This is a genomic window from Ferruginibacter yonginensis, from assembly GCF_042651465.1.
In the GTDB taxonomy this organism is placed as follows: domain Bacteria; phylum Bacteroidota; class Bacteroidia; order Chitinophagales; family Chitinophagaceae; genus Ferruginibacter; species Ferruginibacter yonginensis.
Genome location: NZ_JBHSCZ010000002.1, coordinates 195,228 through 213,215, shown reverse-complemented (window position 1 = coordinate 213,215; position 17,988 = coordinate 195,228). Strand labels below are relative to the sequence as shown.

The following is a 17,988-nucleotide window of genomic DNA, read 5'->3' as shown; positions in this document are numbered from 1 at the left end:
AAAGTGGATATTTTAGTTTTAATATTTTTAGCTTACCAAATTGGTAACCTTGCTTTACGTAAAGGCGAAGCCGCTGGCAAATGGCGCTTAACATTGGTAATTGCTTGGATAGCTGCTGAAGTTATTGGTGGTATTATTGGTATTATTATTTTTGGTATGGATAATACTATTAGTTGGTTGTTAATTGCATGGGGTTGTGCTTTAACAGCTTACTTTGTGGTTAAAAATTATTTAGATAAACTACCTGATGCAGATATTGATTTATAAATTATTAAAAAGCCCTCAACATTTGTTGAGGGCTTTTTAATTTAGTTACTTATTTGCTTAAATGCATACTACGTTCCCTGTATAATTGTCTAAAATAAGGATCTTTTAAATCTTTAATAAATCGAATGGCTTCGCCTGTACTCTTCATTTCTGGACCTAACTCTTTGTTTACACCAGGGAATTTGTTGAATGAAAATACCGGTTCTTTTATAGCAAAACCTTGTAAGTTTTTTTCGAAACTAAAATCTTTTAGAGTGGCCACACCTAGCATTACTTTGGTAGCAACATTTAAATAAGGAATACCATATGCTTTTGCAATAAACGGCGTTGTTCTACTTGCACGTGGGTTGGCTTCAATTACATATATATTACCATCTTTAATGGCAAATTGAATATTGATTAACCCTTTAATATTGAGTGCTCGTGCTATTTTTTCAGCATACTCTTCCATAGTATGCACAATGAGTGGCGATAAATTAAATTGCGGTAAAACAGCATTGCTATCGCCACTATGAATACCTGCAGGTTCAATATGTTCCATTAACCCCATTACATGAAAATTGGTACCATCAAAAATGGCATCTATTTCTGCTTCTTGACACCTGTCTAAAAAGTGATCAATTAAAATTTTATTACCCGGTAAATGTTTCAATAAACTCAATACGCCACTTTCCAATTCATCATCGTTTATTACTATACGCATGCGCTGTCCGCCTAATACATAACTTGGTCTTACGAGTACAGGGTACCCTACTTCTTTCGCTACTTCAATAGCATCATCAGTAGTGTAAGCCGTACCATACTTAGGGTAAGGTATTTGTAACGCTTTGAGCATATCGCTAAAGCGACCTCTATCTTCAGCAATATCCATATTGTCGAAAGATGTACCGATGATGTTGATACCTTTTTCATGTAAACGCTTCGCTAGTTTGAGGGCTGTTTGTCCACCCAACTGCACAATTACACCCAAAGGTTTTTCATGCTCAATAATTTCCCAAATATGTTCCCAAAAAACGGGTTCAAAATACAGTTTATCAGCAATATCAAAATCGGTAGAAACCGTTTCGGGATTACAGTTTACCATTATCGCCTCAAAACCAGCTTCTTTAATTGCCAATAAACCGTGTACACAACAGTAGTCAAACTCAATACCTTGGCCAATACGGTTAGGGCCGCTACCTAATACAATTACTTTTTGTTTATTGCTAACGATGGATTCGTTTGAAGCTGCAAAACCTTCGTTGCTGTTATGAATATTGGTAATAGGCGTTTCAAAAGTAGAGTAGAAGTAGGGTGTTTTTGCTTCAAACTCGGCACTACATGTATCCACCATTTTGTATACTCTTGTTATGCCTAAAGCTTTTCTTTTTTCGTACAGCATTTCATCGGTACCATCTTTCATAATGCGTACCATTTGTTCATCTGTAAAACCAATGTTTTTAGCTGTTCTTATTAAATCTTCAGGTATGCTGTTAATGGTATGCAGTGCAATGGCTTTTTCAACCTCACAAATTTTTTGAATTTGGTAAATAAACCAACGATCAATTAAAGTGCTTTCGCAAATACGTTTAACGCTAACGCCAGCCATGAGGGCATCTTTAATTCTGAAAATACGATCCCATTTCGGAGTTTTAATGTATTCAATTAACTCCTCACTGTGCATCATACTTTTACCGTAATAACCTAAACCTACGGCTTCGTTTTCTAAACTCACACAAGCTTTTTGCACCGCTTCGGCAAAGTTGCGACCAATAGCCATTACTTCGCCAACGCTTTTCATTTGAAAGCCTAGGGTATCGTTGGCACCTTTAAATTTATCGAAATTCCAACGAGGTATTTTTACAATTACATAATCCAATGCAGGTTCAAAATAAGCAGAGGTTGATTGCGTAATTTGATTTTGTAATTCATCTAAATTATAACCGATGGCTAATTTTGCAGCAATTTTTGCAATAGGGTAACCGGTGGCTTTACTTGCTAAAGCAGAGCTTCTGCTCACACGTGGGTTTATCTCCACAACAATCAATTCTTCGGTATGGGGGTTTAAAGCAAATTGTACATTACAACCACCAGCGAAGTTGCCGAGGTTACGCATCATTGAAATGGCTGTGTTACGCATTAGTTGAAAAGCAGTGTCGCTCAACGTCATAGCAGGTGCTACGGTAATACTATCACCGGTATGCACACCCATTGGATCAAAATTTTCAACCGTACAAATAATGGCTACATTATCAGCATTATCTCTTAAGAGCTCTAACTCAAACTCTTTCCAACCTATAATGGCTTTTTCAACCAGTACTTCGTGAATAGGGCTAGCTGTAAGGGCATTGTTGAGGGCTTCATCTAATTCTTCTTTTTTAAATACCAATCCGCCGCCACTGCCGCCTAATGTAAATGAAGGGCGTAATACCAAAGGGTAACCAATTTCTTGGGCAAACTCTTTACCTTCTAAAAAGGAGTTGGCAATATGTGCTTTACAAACAGGAATACCCATTTGAATCATCCATTGGCGAAATTTTTCTCTATCTTCTGCTTTGTCAATCGCTTTAATATCAACCCCAATTAATTGTACGTTGTGTTTTTCCCAAATGCCCATTTCATCAACCTCTTTACAAAGGTTGAGGGCTGTTTGTCCACCCATTGTAGGTAGTACTGCATCAATATCGTTTTCTTCTAAAATTTGTTCAATGCTCTCAGGTGTAAGGGGCAATAAATAAACCCTGTCGGCCATCATCGGGTCCGTCATAATAGTAGCAGGGTTGCTATTTATGAGTATTACTTTTATACCCTCTTCTCTGAGGCTACGGGCAGCTTGTGTGCCGCTGTAATCAAATTCGCAGGCTTGGCCAATTACAATAGGGCCGCTTCCGATAATTAAAACTGATTGTATGGAGTTGTTTTTAGGCATGTAAACTTTTGCCTTTGCTGTGGCGTGCAAAAGTAACGGTAAGCAGGCAAAATAAAAAGCATATGAGCAACAAAATTCAGTAGCAATTTTTTATTATTGTGGGCCTGTGGGCTTCAAAGCTTTGTGTAACACTGGTTCGCTGCCCGGCTTTCGCTTTTTTATGGCTTTGCAAATACAATTAAAAATTCAAAAGTATTTTCAGCCATAAAAAGAGCTTCGCCTAAGCAGGCGCAGCCCATCAGCTTTTGTAACATTATTTTACTTACAACAACTTTATACAATCTTTACATATATAATTGTTTTGTAAAACCGATTTTTGTAAAAACAAAACAATTCCGTTGCAACAAAATAGGTTTCATTTATTGATTATTGCCCTGCTCACAACATTGGGTTTGAATGCACAAATATTTTCTCCCAAAAAATATCCGCAACAGTATTTTCAATGGCCAGTGGATGCTGCGGTTGGCATTGTTGCCAACTTTGGTGAATTGCGGCCCAATCATTATCACATGGGGTTAGATTGTAGAACGGATCAGGTAGAAAATAAACCCGTATACGCTGCTGCGGCTGGTTATATTGCAAAAGTTAAAATTGAACCTTTTGGTTTTGGTAGGTGCATTTACATTAACCACCCCAACGGCTTAACTACGCTTTATGCTCACTTAAATGCCTTTGAACCTGCTCTTGAAAATTACGTTACAACACAACAGTATTTGTTACAACGGTGGGATGTTTTTTTAGACATACCAGCTAAACTGTTTCCTGTAAAAGCTGGTGATTATATCGCTAATAGTGGTAACACTGGCGGCTCTCAAGGCCCTCATGTGCATTTTGAAATTAGAGACACTAAAACCGATAAAGTATTAAACCCGTTATTATTTGGCTTTAATATACCCGATAATGTGCCACCAACCATTGTACGATTAGCAATGTACGATCGAACCAAAAGTACCTACGACCAATCGCCTCAATATGTTGCCATTAAAAAAGTAGGTACGCATTATGAGCCAGTAAATGCTACTATTGTAGCACCATCAAATTACATAAGTTTTGGTATTAGTGCCGTTGACAAAGTTACAGGTTCGGCAAACCCTAATGGTATATATGGAGCTGCAGTTATGGATAATAATCAACTGTTGAGTTCATTTGAAATGGATAGCATTAGCTACGATGAAACCCGTTACCTCAATGCACATATTGATTATAAAACAAGGAGCAGCGGTGGGCCTTTTATTCAGCACCTTTCTGCATTACCGGGTTATTACAATGGTATATACAAATCGTACAAAAACTTTGGGGTTACAGTAATGAACAATGAACCTCATGCCATTGCAATTGTTGTTGCAGATGCTGCGTTGAATACTGATACATTATATTTTACAGTACAACCACCAATGCCAAATGCAGTAAAGGCGCCCTACAATTTTAATTATACCCAAAAAATGATTCCGGGGTTCATCAATGTATTTGAACGCAATAACCTTCGATTTTATTTGCCAGAAAACGCCCTGTATGATACCGTAAATTTTGTATACAAAGAAACACCTGTAGCAAACGGTGCTACTGTTTATCAGTTACACAACGCAACAGTACCTGTTCAATGTTATTACAGTATTAGTATACTTGATGATGTAGCCTTAACTGATACTGGTAAAATGATGATGAAAACTGTTTACGGCAGTAAAACAGATTTTAAGAAAGCCAATTTTTCAAAAGGAGGCTGGTTTACAGCAGCATTTCGCAACTTTGGTACGTTTCAGTTAGTGAAAGATACTTTGCCGCCAAGCCTTACACCTATTGGGTTTAAAGACGGAATGAAAGCATCGTCGCTCAAAAGATTGTTATTTTCAGTTGTTGATAACACTGAAGAAATTGGTAGTTTTAATGCTTGGTTAGATGGTAATTGGTTACGATTTAGTAACGATAAAGGTCGTAATTTTATTTATGTTTTTGATGAAAAATGTGCACCCGGTGCGCATACATTAATGATCAAAGTAGCTGATTTGTGTGGCAATACTACCACCAAAACATTTGCTTTTACAAGATAGTTACAGTGAAAATGATATTTAAAAATTAAAAAATGAAAAACGAATCAGTTAAAAGCCCCTTCAACAATTTAAAGCCAGGTAGCAAAGCGCCTGCATTCAAAGGTATTGATCAAAACGGTGCCAGTATTGCCTTAAAAGATTATGCTGGTAAAAAAGTAGTGCTTTATTTTTATCCAAAAGATGATACACCGGGCTGTACAGCTCAGGCATGCAACCTACGTGACAATTATACAAATTTGTTGCAAGATGGGTTTGAAATTATAGGTGTGAGCCCCGACCCAGCTAAAAAGCACAAAAAGTTTGAAGAAAAATACGAATTACCCTTTGCTTTAATTGCCGACGAAGATCATAGCATTGCCGAAAAATATGGCGTATGGGGCGAAAAAAAGTTTATGGGTAAAACATACGACGGTATTCATCGCACTACATTTTTAATTGATGAAACGGGCAAAATCAAAAATATTATCACCAAGCCCGATACTAAAAATCATACAGACGAAGTATTGGCTGCATGGCATGAGTAAACTGCATTATCGTATAAAAGAAAAAAGTTGGCTAGCTGCTATTGCTGCTAAAAAACTGAACGTAACTTCAGTTGCCATGGTATTGGGTAGTACCATACACTTGCATGGCTGTACAGCTGCACATTTTTTGAAAGATGAACGTTGGGTAAAGCATGAGCTTTGCCATGTGCAACAATTTAAAACACATGGTTTTATACCATTTTTGCTCAAATACCTTTGGGAAAGCTACAAAAATGGATACTATAACAATAAATACGAAGTAGCTGCACGGGCTGCTGAAAATTGCTAACGCAGCTTATAATTACTAGTGTAACAGCGGTTTTACCACTAAAAAACGACTATATTTGCCAATATGATGAACGTTGATAATATGGAGTACAACACTACAAGAAACCATTTAATTATGAAAGAATATGGCAGACATATTCAGAAAATGGTTGAATACTTACTCACCATCGAAAATAGGGAAGAACGTCAACGCAATGCGTATGCAGTTATTGAACTCATGGGCTTTTTAAATCCGCATTTAAAAAACGTAGAAGATTTTAGGCATAAACTATGGGATCATCTTTTTTTGATCAGCGATTTTGCGCTTGATGTGGAAAGCCCCTACCCAATACCAACAAAAGAAAAATTGAAGGCGAAACCACAACCTTTGGCCTATCCCAAGCGTTATCCAAAATTCAACCACCTTGGTAAAAATATTGAAGTGGTAATTGATAAAGCATTGAAAGAAGAAAACCCTGAAAAAAAGCAAGGTTTCGCCAATGCCATAGCGTATTACATGAAACTTACGTACAGCAATTGGCATAAAGAGTTGGTGCATGATGATACCATACAAGTTGAATTAAGTGATATTACCAAAGGTGAGTTGGCTTTCAATAACAGGCCATTTGTTAAGCACCAAGCACAACGTGTAGAGAGAGATGAGTACGGTGGTGGTGGCCGTAACAACCAATTCCGTAAAAATTTTGGTAGTAATAACAACCGCAATAACAACAACCGAAACAATAACAATGGTGCAAACCGCAACAACAATGGTAATAACCAAGGCGGTGGAAATAGAGATGCAGGCGGTGGCAACAATAGAAATAACAACAACAGAAACTTTAAAAAAAGATTTTAAATACTGTTGTGTACATAACTTCCGGCAGGGTAATTCTGCCGGATTTTTTTTATAAAACAGTTCACTGATGAACAATCATTTTTGTAAAATAATTTTTGATAAAACAACGTAATTTTAATGGCAATTTTTGAAGTAAGAGGCGGCAATAAACTAAGTGGTAACATTACGCCACAAGGTGCAAAAAACGAGGCCCTACAAATATTGAGTGCAGTATTATTAACCGAACAACCGGTTGAAATTCACAACATTCCTAATATTATTGATGTTAACTTGTTAATTGAGTTACTCAAAGAAATGAACGTAAAGGTTAGTCCTACAGGGCCTAACAGTTATGTGTTTCAGGCAGATGATGTAAATGTGGAATATTTACAAAGTGAAGATTATTTTAAAAAAAGTGGCCGGTTAAGGGGTTCGGTAATGTTGGCCGGTCCGTTATTAGCAAGGTTTAAAAAAGCGTATTTACCAAAGCCCGGTGGCGATAAAATTGGAAGACGCAGACTCGATACACACATTATTGGTTTTGAACGCTTAGGTGCAACATTTTCTTACAACAGCGATACTGGTTTTTTTGCTTTAAAAACCGATGAACTCAAAGGTTGTTATATGTTGTTAGATGAGCCAAGCGTAACAGGTACCGCTAATATTTTAATGGCTGCCGTGTTGGCAACAGGTACTACAACTATTTACAACGCAGCTTGCGAACCTTACATTCAACAACTTTGCAACATGCTCATTCGTATGGGTGCAATAATTGAAGGTGTTGGTAGCAATCAATTAATAATTACTGGCGTACAAAAATTGCAAGGTACAACGCATACCATGTTGCCCGATATGATTGAAGTAGGCAGCTTTATTGGTTTAGCTGCCATGACGCAAAGCGATATCACCATTAAAAATGCTGGTGTAGCTTCATTGGGTATTATACCAGAAAAATTTAGACAGCTTGGTATTCAATTAAATATAAACGGCGATGATATTCATGTGCCAGCACAGGAGCGTTACGAAATTCAAACCTTTTTAGATGGTGGCGTAATGACCATTTACGACAACCCTTGGCCAGGCTTTACGCCAGATTTATTAAGCATTGTGTTGGTAACCGCTATTCAAGCACATGGTACTGTTTTAATACACCAAAAAATGTTTGAAAGTAGGTTGTTTTTTACTGATAAATTGATTGAAATGGGTGCACAAATTATTTTGTGTGATCCTCACCGTGCCGTTGTAGTCGGTTTAGAAAGAGCAAAACAATTGAGAGGTATCACCATGTCGAGCCCTGATATTAGGGCAGGTGTAGCCTTATTGATTGCTGCATTAAGTGCTAGTGGCAAAAGTACGATCCAAAATATTGAGCAAATTGATAGGGGTTACGAAAATATAGATGGTAGGTTACAAGCCCTTGGTGCCGATATTAAACGAGGTTAATTCAAACAACAAAAAACAGTCAACAATTTTGAATAAAATCATCATCATAACAGCTCCTTCTGGTGCAGGTAAAACATCTATCACCAAATATTTAATGCAGCGTTTTCCTACATTAAAATTTTCAGTATCGGCGGCAACACGAAAAGCCAGAGGTATTGAAAAAGATGGGGTAGACTATTATTTTATAAGTGAAGATGACTTTAAGCATAAAATTCAGCACAACGAATTTATTGAGTGGGAAATGGTGTATGAAGGCAAATACTATGGCACCTTAAAATCAGAACTGCAGCGCATTTGGGCCGATGGTAATGTACCTGTTTTAGATATTGATGTAAAAGGTGCTATTCATGTACAACAGCAATTTAATGAAGGTACGTTGAGCTTGTTTATTGAACCACCTTCAGTAGAAGAATTGAAAAAGCGTTTAGAAAGCCGAGGTACTGAAACGCCTGAATCTCTAGCAGCACGGGTAAATAAGGCATCGTATGAACTATCGTTTAAAGATCATTTTGATGAAGTGGTTGTTAATGCCCAATTAGATGAAGCTTGCGCTGCCGCAGAAAAAATAGTAGCCCATTTTTTAAAACGTTAACTTCAACCTTGAAAATTTTTTCACAATGGATGTTAATTCACTTTTAGCAATTATTATTTCGTTGGTTTTTATCGGTTTTTTTGCCGGTATTGAAATGGCGTTTATTTCAGCTAATAAATTAACCATTGAGCTCAATAAAAAGCAAGCCAAGTATTCTGGAAAAGTATGGGGTAATTTTGCGGAACACCCTGCTCGTTTTTTAGGAACTATTTTGGTGGTGGGTAATATTGTGTTGGTTGTTTATGGGCTTCTAATTGGTGCCATATTATATCCTCTTTGGGAAAAAGTTGCTGCAATATTACCTGCTTATTTAGGCCCATATGTAAGCTTAGTAAAATTATTGATTGAAACTTTGGCTGCTACAATTATTATTTTATTGGTAGAGTTTGTATGTAAAGCTTTGTTTAGGGCTCGTAATAACAGCATCTTATCAAATGGTATCATCACTTATATTGTTCAGTTTTTTTATGCTATTTTTTTTGGTGTTTCATCTTTTTTTGTAAGTATAGCCGAGTGGATTTTGCAATACCTTTTCAACGTAAAAGTGCATAACAGAAAAGAAATGTTTAGTAAGGTTGATTTAGAACATTACCTGCAACAAAATAAAATGCACAGTGAAGAAGAATCATCTGAAATAAATAAAGAACTTTTTGAAAATGCCCTCTCTATTGGCGATGTTAAATTGAGAGAATGTTTAGTACCTCGTAAAGAAATTGTGAGCATTCATAAAGAAAGCAGCATTGAGCAAGTGAAACAATTGTTTATTGAAACGAGGCTTAGCAAATTAGTGGTGTTCGATAAAGACATTGATGATATTGTTGGCTATATTCATCAGTTAGATTTATTTAAAAGTCCTGCAAATATTGAAGCCATTTTATTGCCCATACCTACTGTGCCAGAAACCATGTTGGCAACAGACTTAATGAGTAAGTTTAGTAAAGAGCGTAAAAGCATTGCTTGGGTTATTGATGAGTTTGGAGGTACTGCAGGTATAGTAACCATGGAAGATTTATTAGAAGAAATTTTTGGTGAAATAAAAGATGAATATGATGATGTAGAAGAGCTGGTTGATAAGCAATTAGCTGCTAATGAATATTTATTTAGTGGCCGTATGGAATTAGATGCCATTACTGAAAAATATGATATTCATTTTTCTGAAGATGAAACCGCTGAAACCCTTTCGGGGTATATTGTACAGCATCATGAAGCCATACCCAAACAAAGTGAAAAAATTATAATAGGTAATTACGAATTTGATATTTTAAGTGTAAGTGATACCCGTATTGAAACCGTAAAACTTAAAATTTTACGCAGGTAACCAACCATATATTTAATCGTTATATTTTTTGAAATGATCATTGGGGTACACATTTTACATCAACCACAACCATACTTTGTAGATACTATTTTACAACTTGCAAAGCAAAAGCCAACGGATCGTTTTATTATTTTTTGCAAGCAACCATTGCAGCAATTGCCTGCTAACTGTGTGCAACATATAAAAGTACCGTCACCGCAATTTTATTTAAGTTTGCAGTTTTGGTATGCAGCAACGCTACCACGTTTAATAAAACAACATGGTATCAACGTATTTATTACCAATGCCAATAGGCTTTGTGTTAAAACCACTGCTGTACAATTTTTATATGTTGAATGTAATGTTGACACTACTATACAACATTTTTTAGGAAAATATCATTTCAAAAAAGCTTTAGCCACTGCATCAAAAATTTTTACGAATGAGTTATTTGTACAGCAACAGCTTTGTAATAATTGGAAGGTAAACGAAACACAGGTAACAAATATATACCATGCATTACCAGCGGCACCGTTGCAACAAGTAAGCTTTACTGTAGCGCAACAATTGAAAGATAGCTTTACCGAAGGGTACGATTATTTTATTTATCATGTTGATGAAACATCTTCTTTACATTTAATTACACTTCTTAAAGCATTTTCGCAATTTAAAAAATGGCAAAAATCATCCATTAAATTAGTGTTATTACTTAATGGTCAACAACCTGAAAGGCTCATCAACGATTTTAAAAACTATAAGTATAGAAACGATGTGTTTTTTATTGACGAGGCCGTAGCAATGGGTAGTATGTTAATTCCTTGTGCTTTTGCAATGTTGTATTTTTCAAATCAATTTGCTACAAATTATGCCATTGCTGCATTACAGCACCATGTGCCTGTAATTGCTGAACAAAATGATGTAAATAATGCATTTTTCAAAAAGGCTTTTTTACCTACAGCAATTAAGGAGCATGATATTGCAGACCAACTGCAAGCAATTTATAAAGATGAAGCAATTCGTGAACATTTACAACAACAAGCGCAACAAGTGTTAAGTGTTTATAATATTGATAATGCAGCTACTAATTTATATAATGCTATTTCAACTTAAACAAACCATACTACCTTTGTAAAAATTATAGCGATGAAGTTTAACGAACCAGTAAGTATACAAACCATAGCACAATTAATAAATGCCACTGTTATTGGTGATGTTAATGGTATGGCAACCGGTATTAACGAAATTCATAAAGTGGAGCCTGGTGATTTGGTGTTTGTTGACCATCCTAAATATTACGATAAATGCATAAACAGCGCTGCAACATATATCATCATTAATAAAGAGGCGCCTGTACCTGCTGGCAAAGCATTGTTGCTAACAGATGCCCCTTTTGATGCCTATTGTACTATTGTTGCCCATTATCGTCCATTCAACAAAGCAACATCTACTATAAATACAACATCCATTGGTGAGGGTACTTATATATACCCCAATGCATTTATTGGTAACCATGTTACTATTGGTAAAAATTGTTTAATTCACCCCAACGTAACCATATTAGATCATTGCACTATTGGCGATAACGTTATAATTCAAGCTGGCACTGTAATTGGCAGTGATGCGTTTTATTATAATACTAAAAAAGATAGAGCGGTTTGGTATAAAAAAATGCCGAGTTGCGGTACTGTTATTATTGAAGATGATGTGCATATAGGTGCTAATTGTACTATTGATAGGGGAGTGAGCCACGATACCCGAATTGGCCAAGGTACCAAGTTTGATAACCTCATTCACATTGGGCATGATACTGTTATCGGTAAAAACTGTTTGTTTGCTGCAAGTGTTGTTGTGGCAGGTTGTGTAACTATTAAAGATGGTGTTACCATTTGGGGCGGCGCTATTGTAAACAAAACACTTACCATTGGCGAAAATGCGGTACTGCTAGGCAGAACAGGTGTTAGCGGCGATTTAGAAGGCAATAAAACTTATTGGGGAGCACCTGCACAAGAGGCTAGTGCTGTTAAAAGAGAAATGATTTGGGTAAAACGTATACCTGCTTTGTGGGATAAAGTGATGAATAATAAATAGTATTAAGGCTTGTATAAATAATCATAAGGTACTTGGTTGCCCACTTTATCCCAAGTATAATAGCCACTTATAGTTACATCATTCGACTCATAAAAGAAACCGTTTTGCTCAATAATAATACTTTCTTTAGGTTTAAAGTTTAAAAAAGACAACCTAAAATCCTTAGGTTCATTAGGGTTTTCAGCAATGTAAGCCGGTAATGGTTTTTCAGCTTTGTACAAAACGGCTACTAAGTTTTGGTTGGGTAATATTTCAACGGTTTGTGTACTATCATCTTTCTCATACTGTAAAGCACCATAAAAATCTTTCAACACAATACTATTTTCTTTGCCTTGGTTATTAGTGATGAACTGAATTTCAAAACCATCAGCTGCCAACGATTTGTTGTAAACGCTCCGCATAAAATGTAACAGTGAACCCTTGTAGGCAATTCGCCTATTGGTTTCCCATATTTGTTGTTGTGAACTATCGCCTTGCATGGCTTCAAATAATGGGTAGCCAGAGTATATGCTCACATCTGTATTGTACTCATGTGTAAACGAATCAATATTGTAAGTAATGTTGTAGCCTAGCCATTGGTTTTTTATAACAAGTGGTTCGGTAGCCGTTACTTTAAGCCTGTTTTTTTTCTTTGAAAAAAAGAAGTGTAAAGCACTAGGGTTTTGAATAGTACAGGCGCTGTCATGAGCTAGTTTTCCTAAAAAGGCACTTTTGAAAAAGCTGCCATATTTTTCTAAACCATCAGCCACTTCATTGGTTGCTACTACTGCTACGGCGGCTAATTCTTTTTCTTTTTCGTTGAGTTCAAAAATTATTTTTTCATTTGCATCGGCAGTAGTAATTCTTTTTAACTCTGTTCTATAGCCTGTAAACGTAACCACTAAATCGTACCCACCAGCTGGTAATTGTAATTTAAAATTACCGGCCTCATCTGTTGCTGTACCAAAAGTGGTGTTTTGTGCAAACACGGATGCGGCTGCCATGGGTTGGCCATTTGTTGCACTTTTAACCGTACCCGAAATGGTAAAGTAAACTTGGGCTTGCGAAGTAGTTATGAAAAGGCAACTTAAAAGGGCAACACAAAATAATTTCATGTGAGTTTTTTTTAAAACAATGCTGGGTGAGCAGTGATGTAAATGTATGAGTAGTGAAAATAAAAAATTAGTTGTTAAGATGTTGTTGCAGCTACAAAAATTTAAAGTTACTTATGCTTTTGTGGCTAATAATTTATTACAAGCTTCAACAATAGTATTGTTTAATGCTGTGTATTGAAACGATGGTAAATATGAAAGTAATTTACTGTTATCGTAATACACTTTAGTAAGTGCAGTAAGGGTAGTTTCTTTTGTGAGCAGGGGCGATGTACCCGTAAGCCTGCTTTTTAACGCTTCAAAACGCCAGGCTAAAGCAGCTATAAATGGGGTTACTTTTTTTGAAGGCGCTTTTTTACCAAAGGCCGTTGCAATGGTTTCAAAAACATGTTTGTAGGTTTCATTTGCGGCACTCAAAATAAACTTTTCACCGCTAATGTTGCTTTCCATTAATAGTATCATTGCTTTTGCAACATCAGTTGCAGCTACAAAACCAGTAACGCCTTCTGTATACCAAGGAAATTCATCGTACACTGATTTAAATATTTTAGTAGAGCTATCATTCCAATCGCCGGCGCCTAGTATTATTGCAGGGTTTACTACTGCAGCTTGTAAACCTTCGGCAACGCCTCTCCATACTTCAAGCTCACCTAAATATTTACTTTGTCCGTATTTGCTATTGCTGGTTGATGGGGTCCAATCCATTTTTTCGGTGATCATTTCTCCCGGCCTTATTCTACCCAATGCTGCAACAGAACTTACATGTACTAATTTTTGTATGCCAGCATCTAAACAAGCGTTTACCACATTGGCGGTACCTTCAACGTTAATGCTGAATAAAGCAGCAGCATCTTTAGGATTAAATGATACCAATGCTGCACAATGATATACTTGTATAACACCCTGCATGGCATCAGCTAAGGCATATACATCTAACAAATCAGCCTGTATTTTTATTAATTGAGGGTGGTTAATGTTGATGGGTTTATGGTGGTACATTGCTTTTACTGTATAGCCTTTAGCCAATAATTGCTCAACCAGTGTAGTACCTAATAAACCTGCTGCGCCAGTTACTAAAATCATGAAGGAGTGTTTAAACTATAATCGTAAAAGCCTTTACCTGTTTTGCGGCCTAATTCGCCAGCAGCTACTTTGGCGGCTTGCATTGGCGATGGCATAAAACGTGGGTTATCGTTAAACGCATGGTAAACAGATTGTGAAACGGCGTAATTAATATCCATACCAATTAAATCCATCAATTTAAAAGGGCCCATTTTAAAACCTATATTTTCCATCAGTGCATCAATATCTGCAATGCTTACGGGTGTGGTGCTGGCCATATGCATGGCTTCTAAATAAAAATGACGGGCAACCCTGTTTACAATAAACCCAGGCGCATCATTACATATAACGGGTTGTTTACCTAATTGTATGCAAAGATTGTAGATGGTTGTTACCACAGTTTTATCAGTCTGTTCACCTGCTACCACTTCTACCAACTTCATTACATGTGCTGGGTTAAAAAAGTGCATACCAACAACTCTTTGAGGTGTGGCTATGTTTTTTTGTAAAGAAGATATTGATAATGAAGATGTATTACTTGCTAATATAGTTTCATTACTGTTAATGGCAGCTAACTGTTGGTATAAATTGGTTTTTACCTCCATGTTTTCAACAATAGCTTCAATAATTACATCGGCAATGCAGTCATTAATATTAGTAGTGTATTGTATATTTTGATGAATGATAGCAGCTTGCTGAGCAGTAATTTTTACTTTGCTTTCTAAAAATGCTACATTTTTTGCAATCATTTTTTGAGCATTTTCAATACCTGTTGTTTGCGTATCAAATAAAATTACTTTAAAACCGCTTTGTGCTGCATTTAAAGCAATACCACTGCCCATGGTACCTGCACCTGCTACCCCAATTTTTTGTATCATGTTACAAAAATAAAAAACTGCTGTGCCTTTTGCTGTTTTATTTTGTAAAAACAAAAAAACAGTTTAAAACACAGCAGTCACACTTAAAACCAAACTAACTATTGTTTTTCAGCTTCAGCTTTAGCATCTGCTTTCATTTTTTCGTTGGCGGTTATTGAAAATTCTACTCTTCTGTTTAAAGCCTTACCCTCAGCCGTTGCATTATCTGCTTTTGGTTGCGATTCGCCATACCATTTTACGGTTAAACGATTATTCGCCAAACCACCTGCTTTTAAAGCAGCACCAACTGCTTCGGCCCTGCGTTGCGATAAAAGCATATTGCTAGCATCGGTACCTACATTATCAGTATGTCCTTCTACTAAAATGTTAGTTTCTGGGTATTCAGTAAATATTTTTTCTAACTTATCAATGGCTAGTTGCGAATTTGGGGTAATGTTGTATTTGCCAGTGGCAAAATATACCCCAGCTTTTGAGCCATCGGGATTATTTTCATCAAACGTAACATTAATACCTTCACCTACTCTTTCTACTTTAGCACCTGGTATTTCTGTTTTAATTTTTTCAGCTTGCTTATCCATTTTATTACCAATAATACCACCAGCTACACCACCAACGGCTGCACCTAATATGGCGCCTAATGCGGTGTTATTTTTATTGCCAACATTGTTACCAAGTATACCACCAATTACGGCACCGCCTACAGCACCAATAGCTGCGCCTTTATTTTGGTTACTTGTTCTTCTTGTAGCATCGCAACTTGCAGCAATAATGATGATGCTTGCAATAGCCAATACACTTTTTGATATAATATTTTTCATCTTTTTTTAAATTTAATTTTTAGTTAAGAAGCTCATTGGAGGCTGCTTATTATGGGTTTTAACGGAATTAACTTCTTACAAAATTGTAAATAAATGCAGCTGGTTTACCTTCAAAAGTAATGTTGCTTTTTAACTGCATGGTATTATTGTCTAACGAAATAATGGTAAATCTAAAACCAGCTTTTTCTGCATCAATATCTTTATACTTATCATCAACTCTTTTATATTGTAGCATTTTAGGCATACCACTTTCTTCATAAATTGACCAACGAATATTGCGTTTAACAGCTACACATTCGCCCCCATTTTTACTGATTTCGTACGAACCAAGGCTATTGTATTGGTTGAATTTCCATTGGCTTCCAACAAAGCAATTAAAGTCAGCTTCTTCTAAAATTTGCGCTTTTACTTTGCCAGTAATACCTTCTGTGGTAATAGTTTGTAACTGCCAGCTACCATCTACCGTTTTTTTGTAGGTTCTAGCTTCTTTTGAACTTGAGCAAGAAAATAACACCAAACTCATGGTTACTACACTTGCTAAAAAAAATAATTTCTTCATAATATCTGTTTTTAGGCAATAAAAAAGCCTGTTAATTACAGGCTATATTTTCAATTTTAATGCCAAAGCATGGCAAAAATTTATTTTTAATGAAGATGTTGTTTTAAGCAGATTCAAATTGCTTTAAAAAACGTACATCGTTTTCACTAAATAAGCGGAGGTCTTTTATTTGATAATTCAACATGGTAATACGTTCTATACCCATACCAAATGCAAAGCCAGTGTATTTGTTGCTATCAATACCACAGTTTTCAAGTACTTTAGGGTGCACCATACCACAACCTAAAATTTCTACCCAACCCGTTTTTTTGCAAACATTGCAACCTTTACCGTGGCAAATAAGGCAACTAATATCCATTTCGGCACTAGGTTCAGTGAACGGAAAGTACGATGGTCTAAAACGCACCTTAACATCTGCCCCAAACATTTCAGTTACAAAAAAGTATAAGGTTTGTTTTAAATCAGCAAACGATACATTTTCTGCAATATATAAACCCTCTACTTGGTTAAAAAAGCAATGAGCCCTTGCACTAATGGTTTCGTTTCTAAAAACCCTACCCGGACAAATGATACGCAACGGCAAAGTTCCTTTTTGCATTTCCCTTATTTGTACGCTACTAGTGTGTGTACGCAATAACCAATCAGGGTTTTGGCTAATATAAAAGGTATCCTGCATATCTCTTGCAGGGTGGTTTTCTGGTAAGTTTAAGGCAGAAAAATTATGGAAATCATCTTCAATTTCTGGTCCTTCTGCAACCGCAAACCCCAATTTATTAAAAATGCTTATGATTTTATTACGTACAATGCTAATAGGGTGTCTTGTACCTAAAGGTGCAGGAGTGCCCGGTAGCGTTAAATCAATACCAACTGCTGTTGCGTTAGTTTGTGTACCTGCTGCTTCAGTAAAACTTGCAAAAGTGTTTTCGGTAAACACTTTAAAGTCGTTCAACAACTGGCCAGCCTCTTTTTTGTTTTCTGGCGCTACGTTTTTCATTTCACCCATAATGGTCTTTAAAAGTCCTTTTGTACCAAGGTATTTGATACGAAAAGCTTCAATAGCATCAGGGGTTGTGGGTTGCTCAGCAGCAATATCAGCTTTGTATTTTGCTACAAGTGCACGTAAATTTTCCATACTGCAAAGGTAAGGAAATGCCCTGTTTTTTATTATGTGTTACAAAGCAACGGCTCATATTTAGATTAGTATATATCAATACTGCAACATCATCCCCAATATGGATATTGATTACCATGTTTTTGAAACTGTTAAATATGATTGCTAACCCTCAAATTATATATTAAATTCATAAA

General features: G+C 36.2%; 17 protein-coding genes. 10 read left to right on the top strand and 7 right to left on the bottom strand.

What is annotated here, in order from left to right; genetic code table 11:
* Positions 1–3 precede the first annotated feature (3 nt).
* Complete coding sequence (locus tag ACFOWM_RS08075; RefSeq protein WP_379708664.1) at positions 4–267, top strand: hypothetical protein; 264 nt, start codon at positions 4–6, stop codon at positions 265–267.
* 49 nt (positions 268–316) lie between these two features.
* Here the strand turns inward: ACFOWM_RS08075 and carB are convergent, their stop codons facing one another.
* Complete coding sequence (carB, locus tag ACFOWM_RS08070) at positions 317–3,175, bottom strand: carbamoyl-phosphate synthase large subunit (protein WP_379708662.1); 2,859 nt, start codon at positions 3,173–3,175, stop codon at positions 317–319.
* A 338-nt stretch (positions 3,176–3,513) separates the two neighbouring features.
* Here carB and ACFOWM_RS08065 point away from each other — a divergent pair, with 338 nt between their 5' ends.
* The 9 genes from ACFOWM_RS08065 to ACFOWM_RS08025 all read left to right on the top strand — a co-directional run bounded on the left by ACFOWM_RS08065 (position 3,514) and on the right by ACFOWM_RS08025 (position 12,272).
* Complete coding sequence (locus tag ACFOWM_RS08065) at positions 3,514–5,223, top strand: M23 family metallopeptidase (protein WP_379708660.1); 1,710 nt, start codon at positions 3,514–3,516, stop codon at positions 5,221–5,223.
* Positions 5,224–5,255: 32 nt separating this feature from the next.
* Positions 5,256–5,747 carry a thioredoxin-dependent thiol peroxidase gene (bcp, locus tag ACFOWM_RS08060; protein ID WP_379708658.1) on the top strand — a complete coding sequence of 164 codons (492 nt, stop codon included), beginning with the start codon at positions 5,256–5,258 and terminating at the stop codon, positions 5,745–5,747.
* Complete coding sequence (locus tag ACFOWM_RS08055; protein WP_379708656.1) at positions 5,740–6,036, top strand: DUF4157 domain-containing protein; 297 nt, start codon at positions 5,740–5,742, stop codon at positions 6,034–6,036. The genes bcp and ACFOWM_RS08055 overlap by 8 nt, the downstream gene beginning before the upstream one ends.
* A 63-nt stretch (positions 6,037–6,099) precedes the next feature.
* Positions 6,100–6,873, top strand: a complete 774-nt coding sequence (locus tag ACFOWM_RS08050) for a DUF4290 domain-containing protein (protein ID WP_379708654.1) — start codon at positions 6,100–6,102, stop codon at positions 6,871–6,873.
* A 117-nt stretch (positions 6,874–6,990) separates the two neighbouring features.
* Complete coding sequence (murA, locus tag ACFOWM_RS08045) at positions 6,991–8,295, top strand: UDP-N-acetylglucosamine 1-carboxyvinyltransferase (RefSeq protein ID WP_379708652.1); 1,305 nt, start codon at positions 6,991–6,993, stop codon at positions 8,293–8,295.
* Between the two features lie 28 nt (positions 8,296–8,323).
* On the top strand, positions 8,324–8,887 hold the full coding sequence (gene gmk / locus ACFOWM_RS08040) for a guanylate kinase (RefSeq protein WP_379708650.1): 564 nt from the start codon (positions 8,324–8,326) through the stop codon (positions 8,885–8,887).
* 25 nt (positions 8,888–8,912) lie between these two features.
* On the top strand, positions 8,913–10,205 hold the full coding sequence (locus tag ACFOWM_RS08035) for a hemolysin family protein (protein WP_379708648.1): 1,293 nt from the start codon (positions 8,913–8,915) through the stop codon (positions 10,203–10,205).
* A gap of 33 nt (positions 10,206–10,238) precedes the next feature.
* Positions 10,239–11,294, top strand: coding sequence for a hypothetical protein (locus tag ACFOWM_RS08030; protein WP_379708646.1), 1,056 nt, complete (start codon positions 10,239–10,241; stop codon positions 11,292–11,294).
* A 33-nt stretch (positions 11,295–11,327) separates the two neighbouring features.
* Entirely contained in the window at positions 11,328–12,272 is a 945-nt protein-coding gene (locus ACFOWM_RS08025) for a UDP-3-O-(3-hydroxymyristoyl)glucosamine N-acyltransferase (RefSeq protein ID WP_379708643.1), read from the top strand.
* A 2-nt stretch (positions 12,273–12,274) separates the two neighbouring features.
* On the opposite strand, the gene ACFOWM_RS08020 is transcribed toward ACFOWM_RS08025, so the two are convergent.
* From ACFOWM_RS08020 to pheS, 6 genes are all read right to left on the bottom strand, one after another.
* Positions 12,275–13,366 (bottom strand): carboxypeptidase-like regulatory domain-containing protein, encoded by a 1,092-nt coding sequence (locus ACFOWM_RS08020; protein WP_379708641.1) that lies wholly within the window; start codon positions 13,364–13,366, stop codon positions 12,275–12,277.
* A 111-nt stretch (positions 13,367–13,477) separates the two neighbouring features.
* Entirely contained in the window at positions 13,478–14,446 is a 969-nt protein-coding gene (locus tag ACFOWM_RS08015; protein ID WP_379708638.1) for an NAD-dependent epimerase/dehydratase family protein, read from the bottom strand.
* Positions 14,443–15,303: a 3-hydroxyacyl-CoA dehydrogenase family protein gene (locus ACFOWM_RS08010; RefSeq protein ID WP_379708636.1), complete on the bottom strand. Its 861-nt coding sequence runs from the start codon at positions 15,301–15,303 to the stop codon at positions 14,443–14,445. Before ACFOWM_RS08010 ends, ACFOWM_RS08015 begins: the two co-directional genes overlap by 4 nt.
* Before the next feature lie 98 nt (positions 15,304–15,401).
* Positions 15,402–16,121, bottom strand: coding sequence for an OmpA family protein (locus tag ACFOWM_RS08005; protein ID WP_379708633.1), 720 nt, complete (start codon positions 16,119–16,121; stop codon positions 15,402–15,404).
* A 67-nt stretch (positions 16,122–16,188) separates the two neighbouring features.
* A complete protein-coding gene (locus ACFOWM_RS08000; RefSeq protein ID WP_379708630.1) occupies positions 16,189–16,680 on the bottom strand; it encodes a lipocalin family protein in 492 nt (163 codons plus the stop codon).
* Between the two features lie 103 nt (positions 16,681–16,783).
* Entirely contained in the window at positions 16,784–17,812 is a 1,029-nt protein-coding gene (pheS, locus tag ACFOWM_RS07995; RefSeq protein WP_379708628.1) for a phenylalanine--tRNA ligase subunit alpha, read from the bottom strand.
* Positions 17,813–17,988 lie beyond the last annotated feature (176 nt).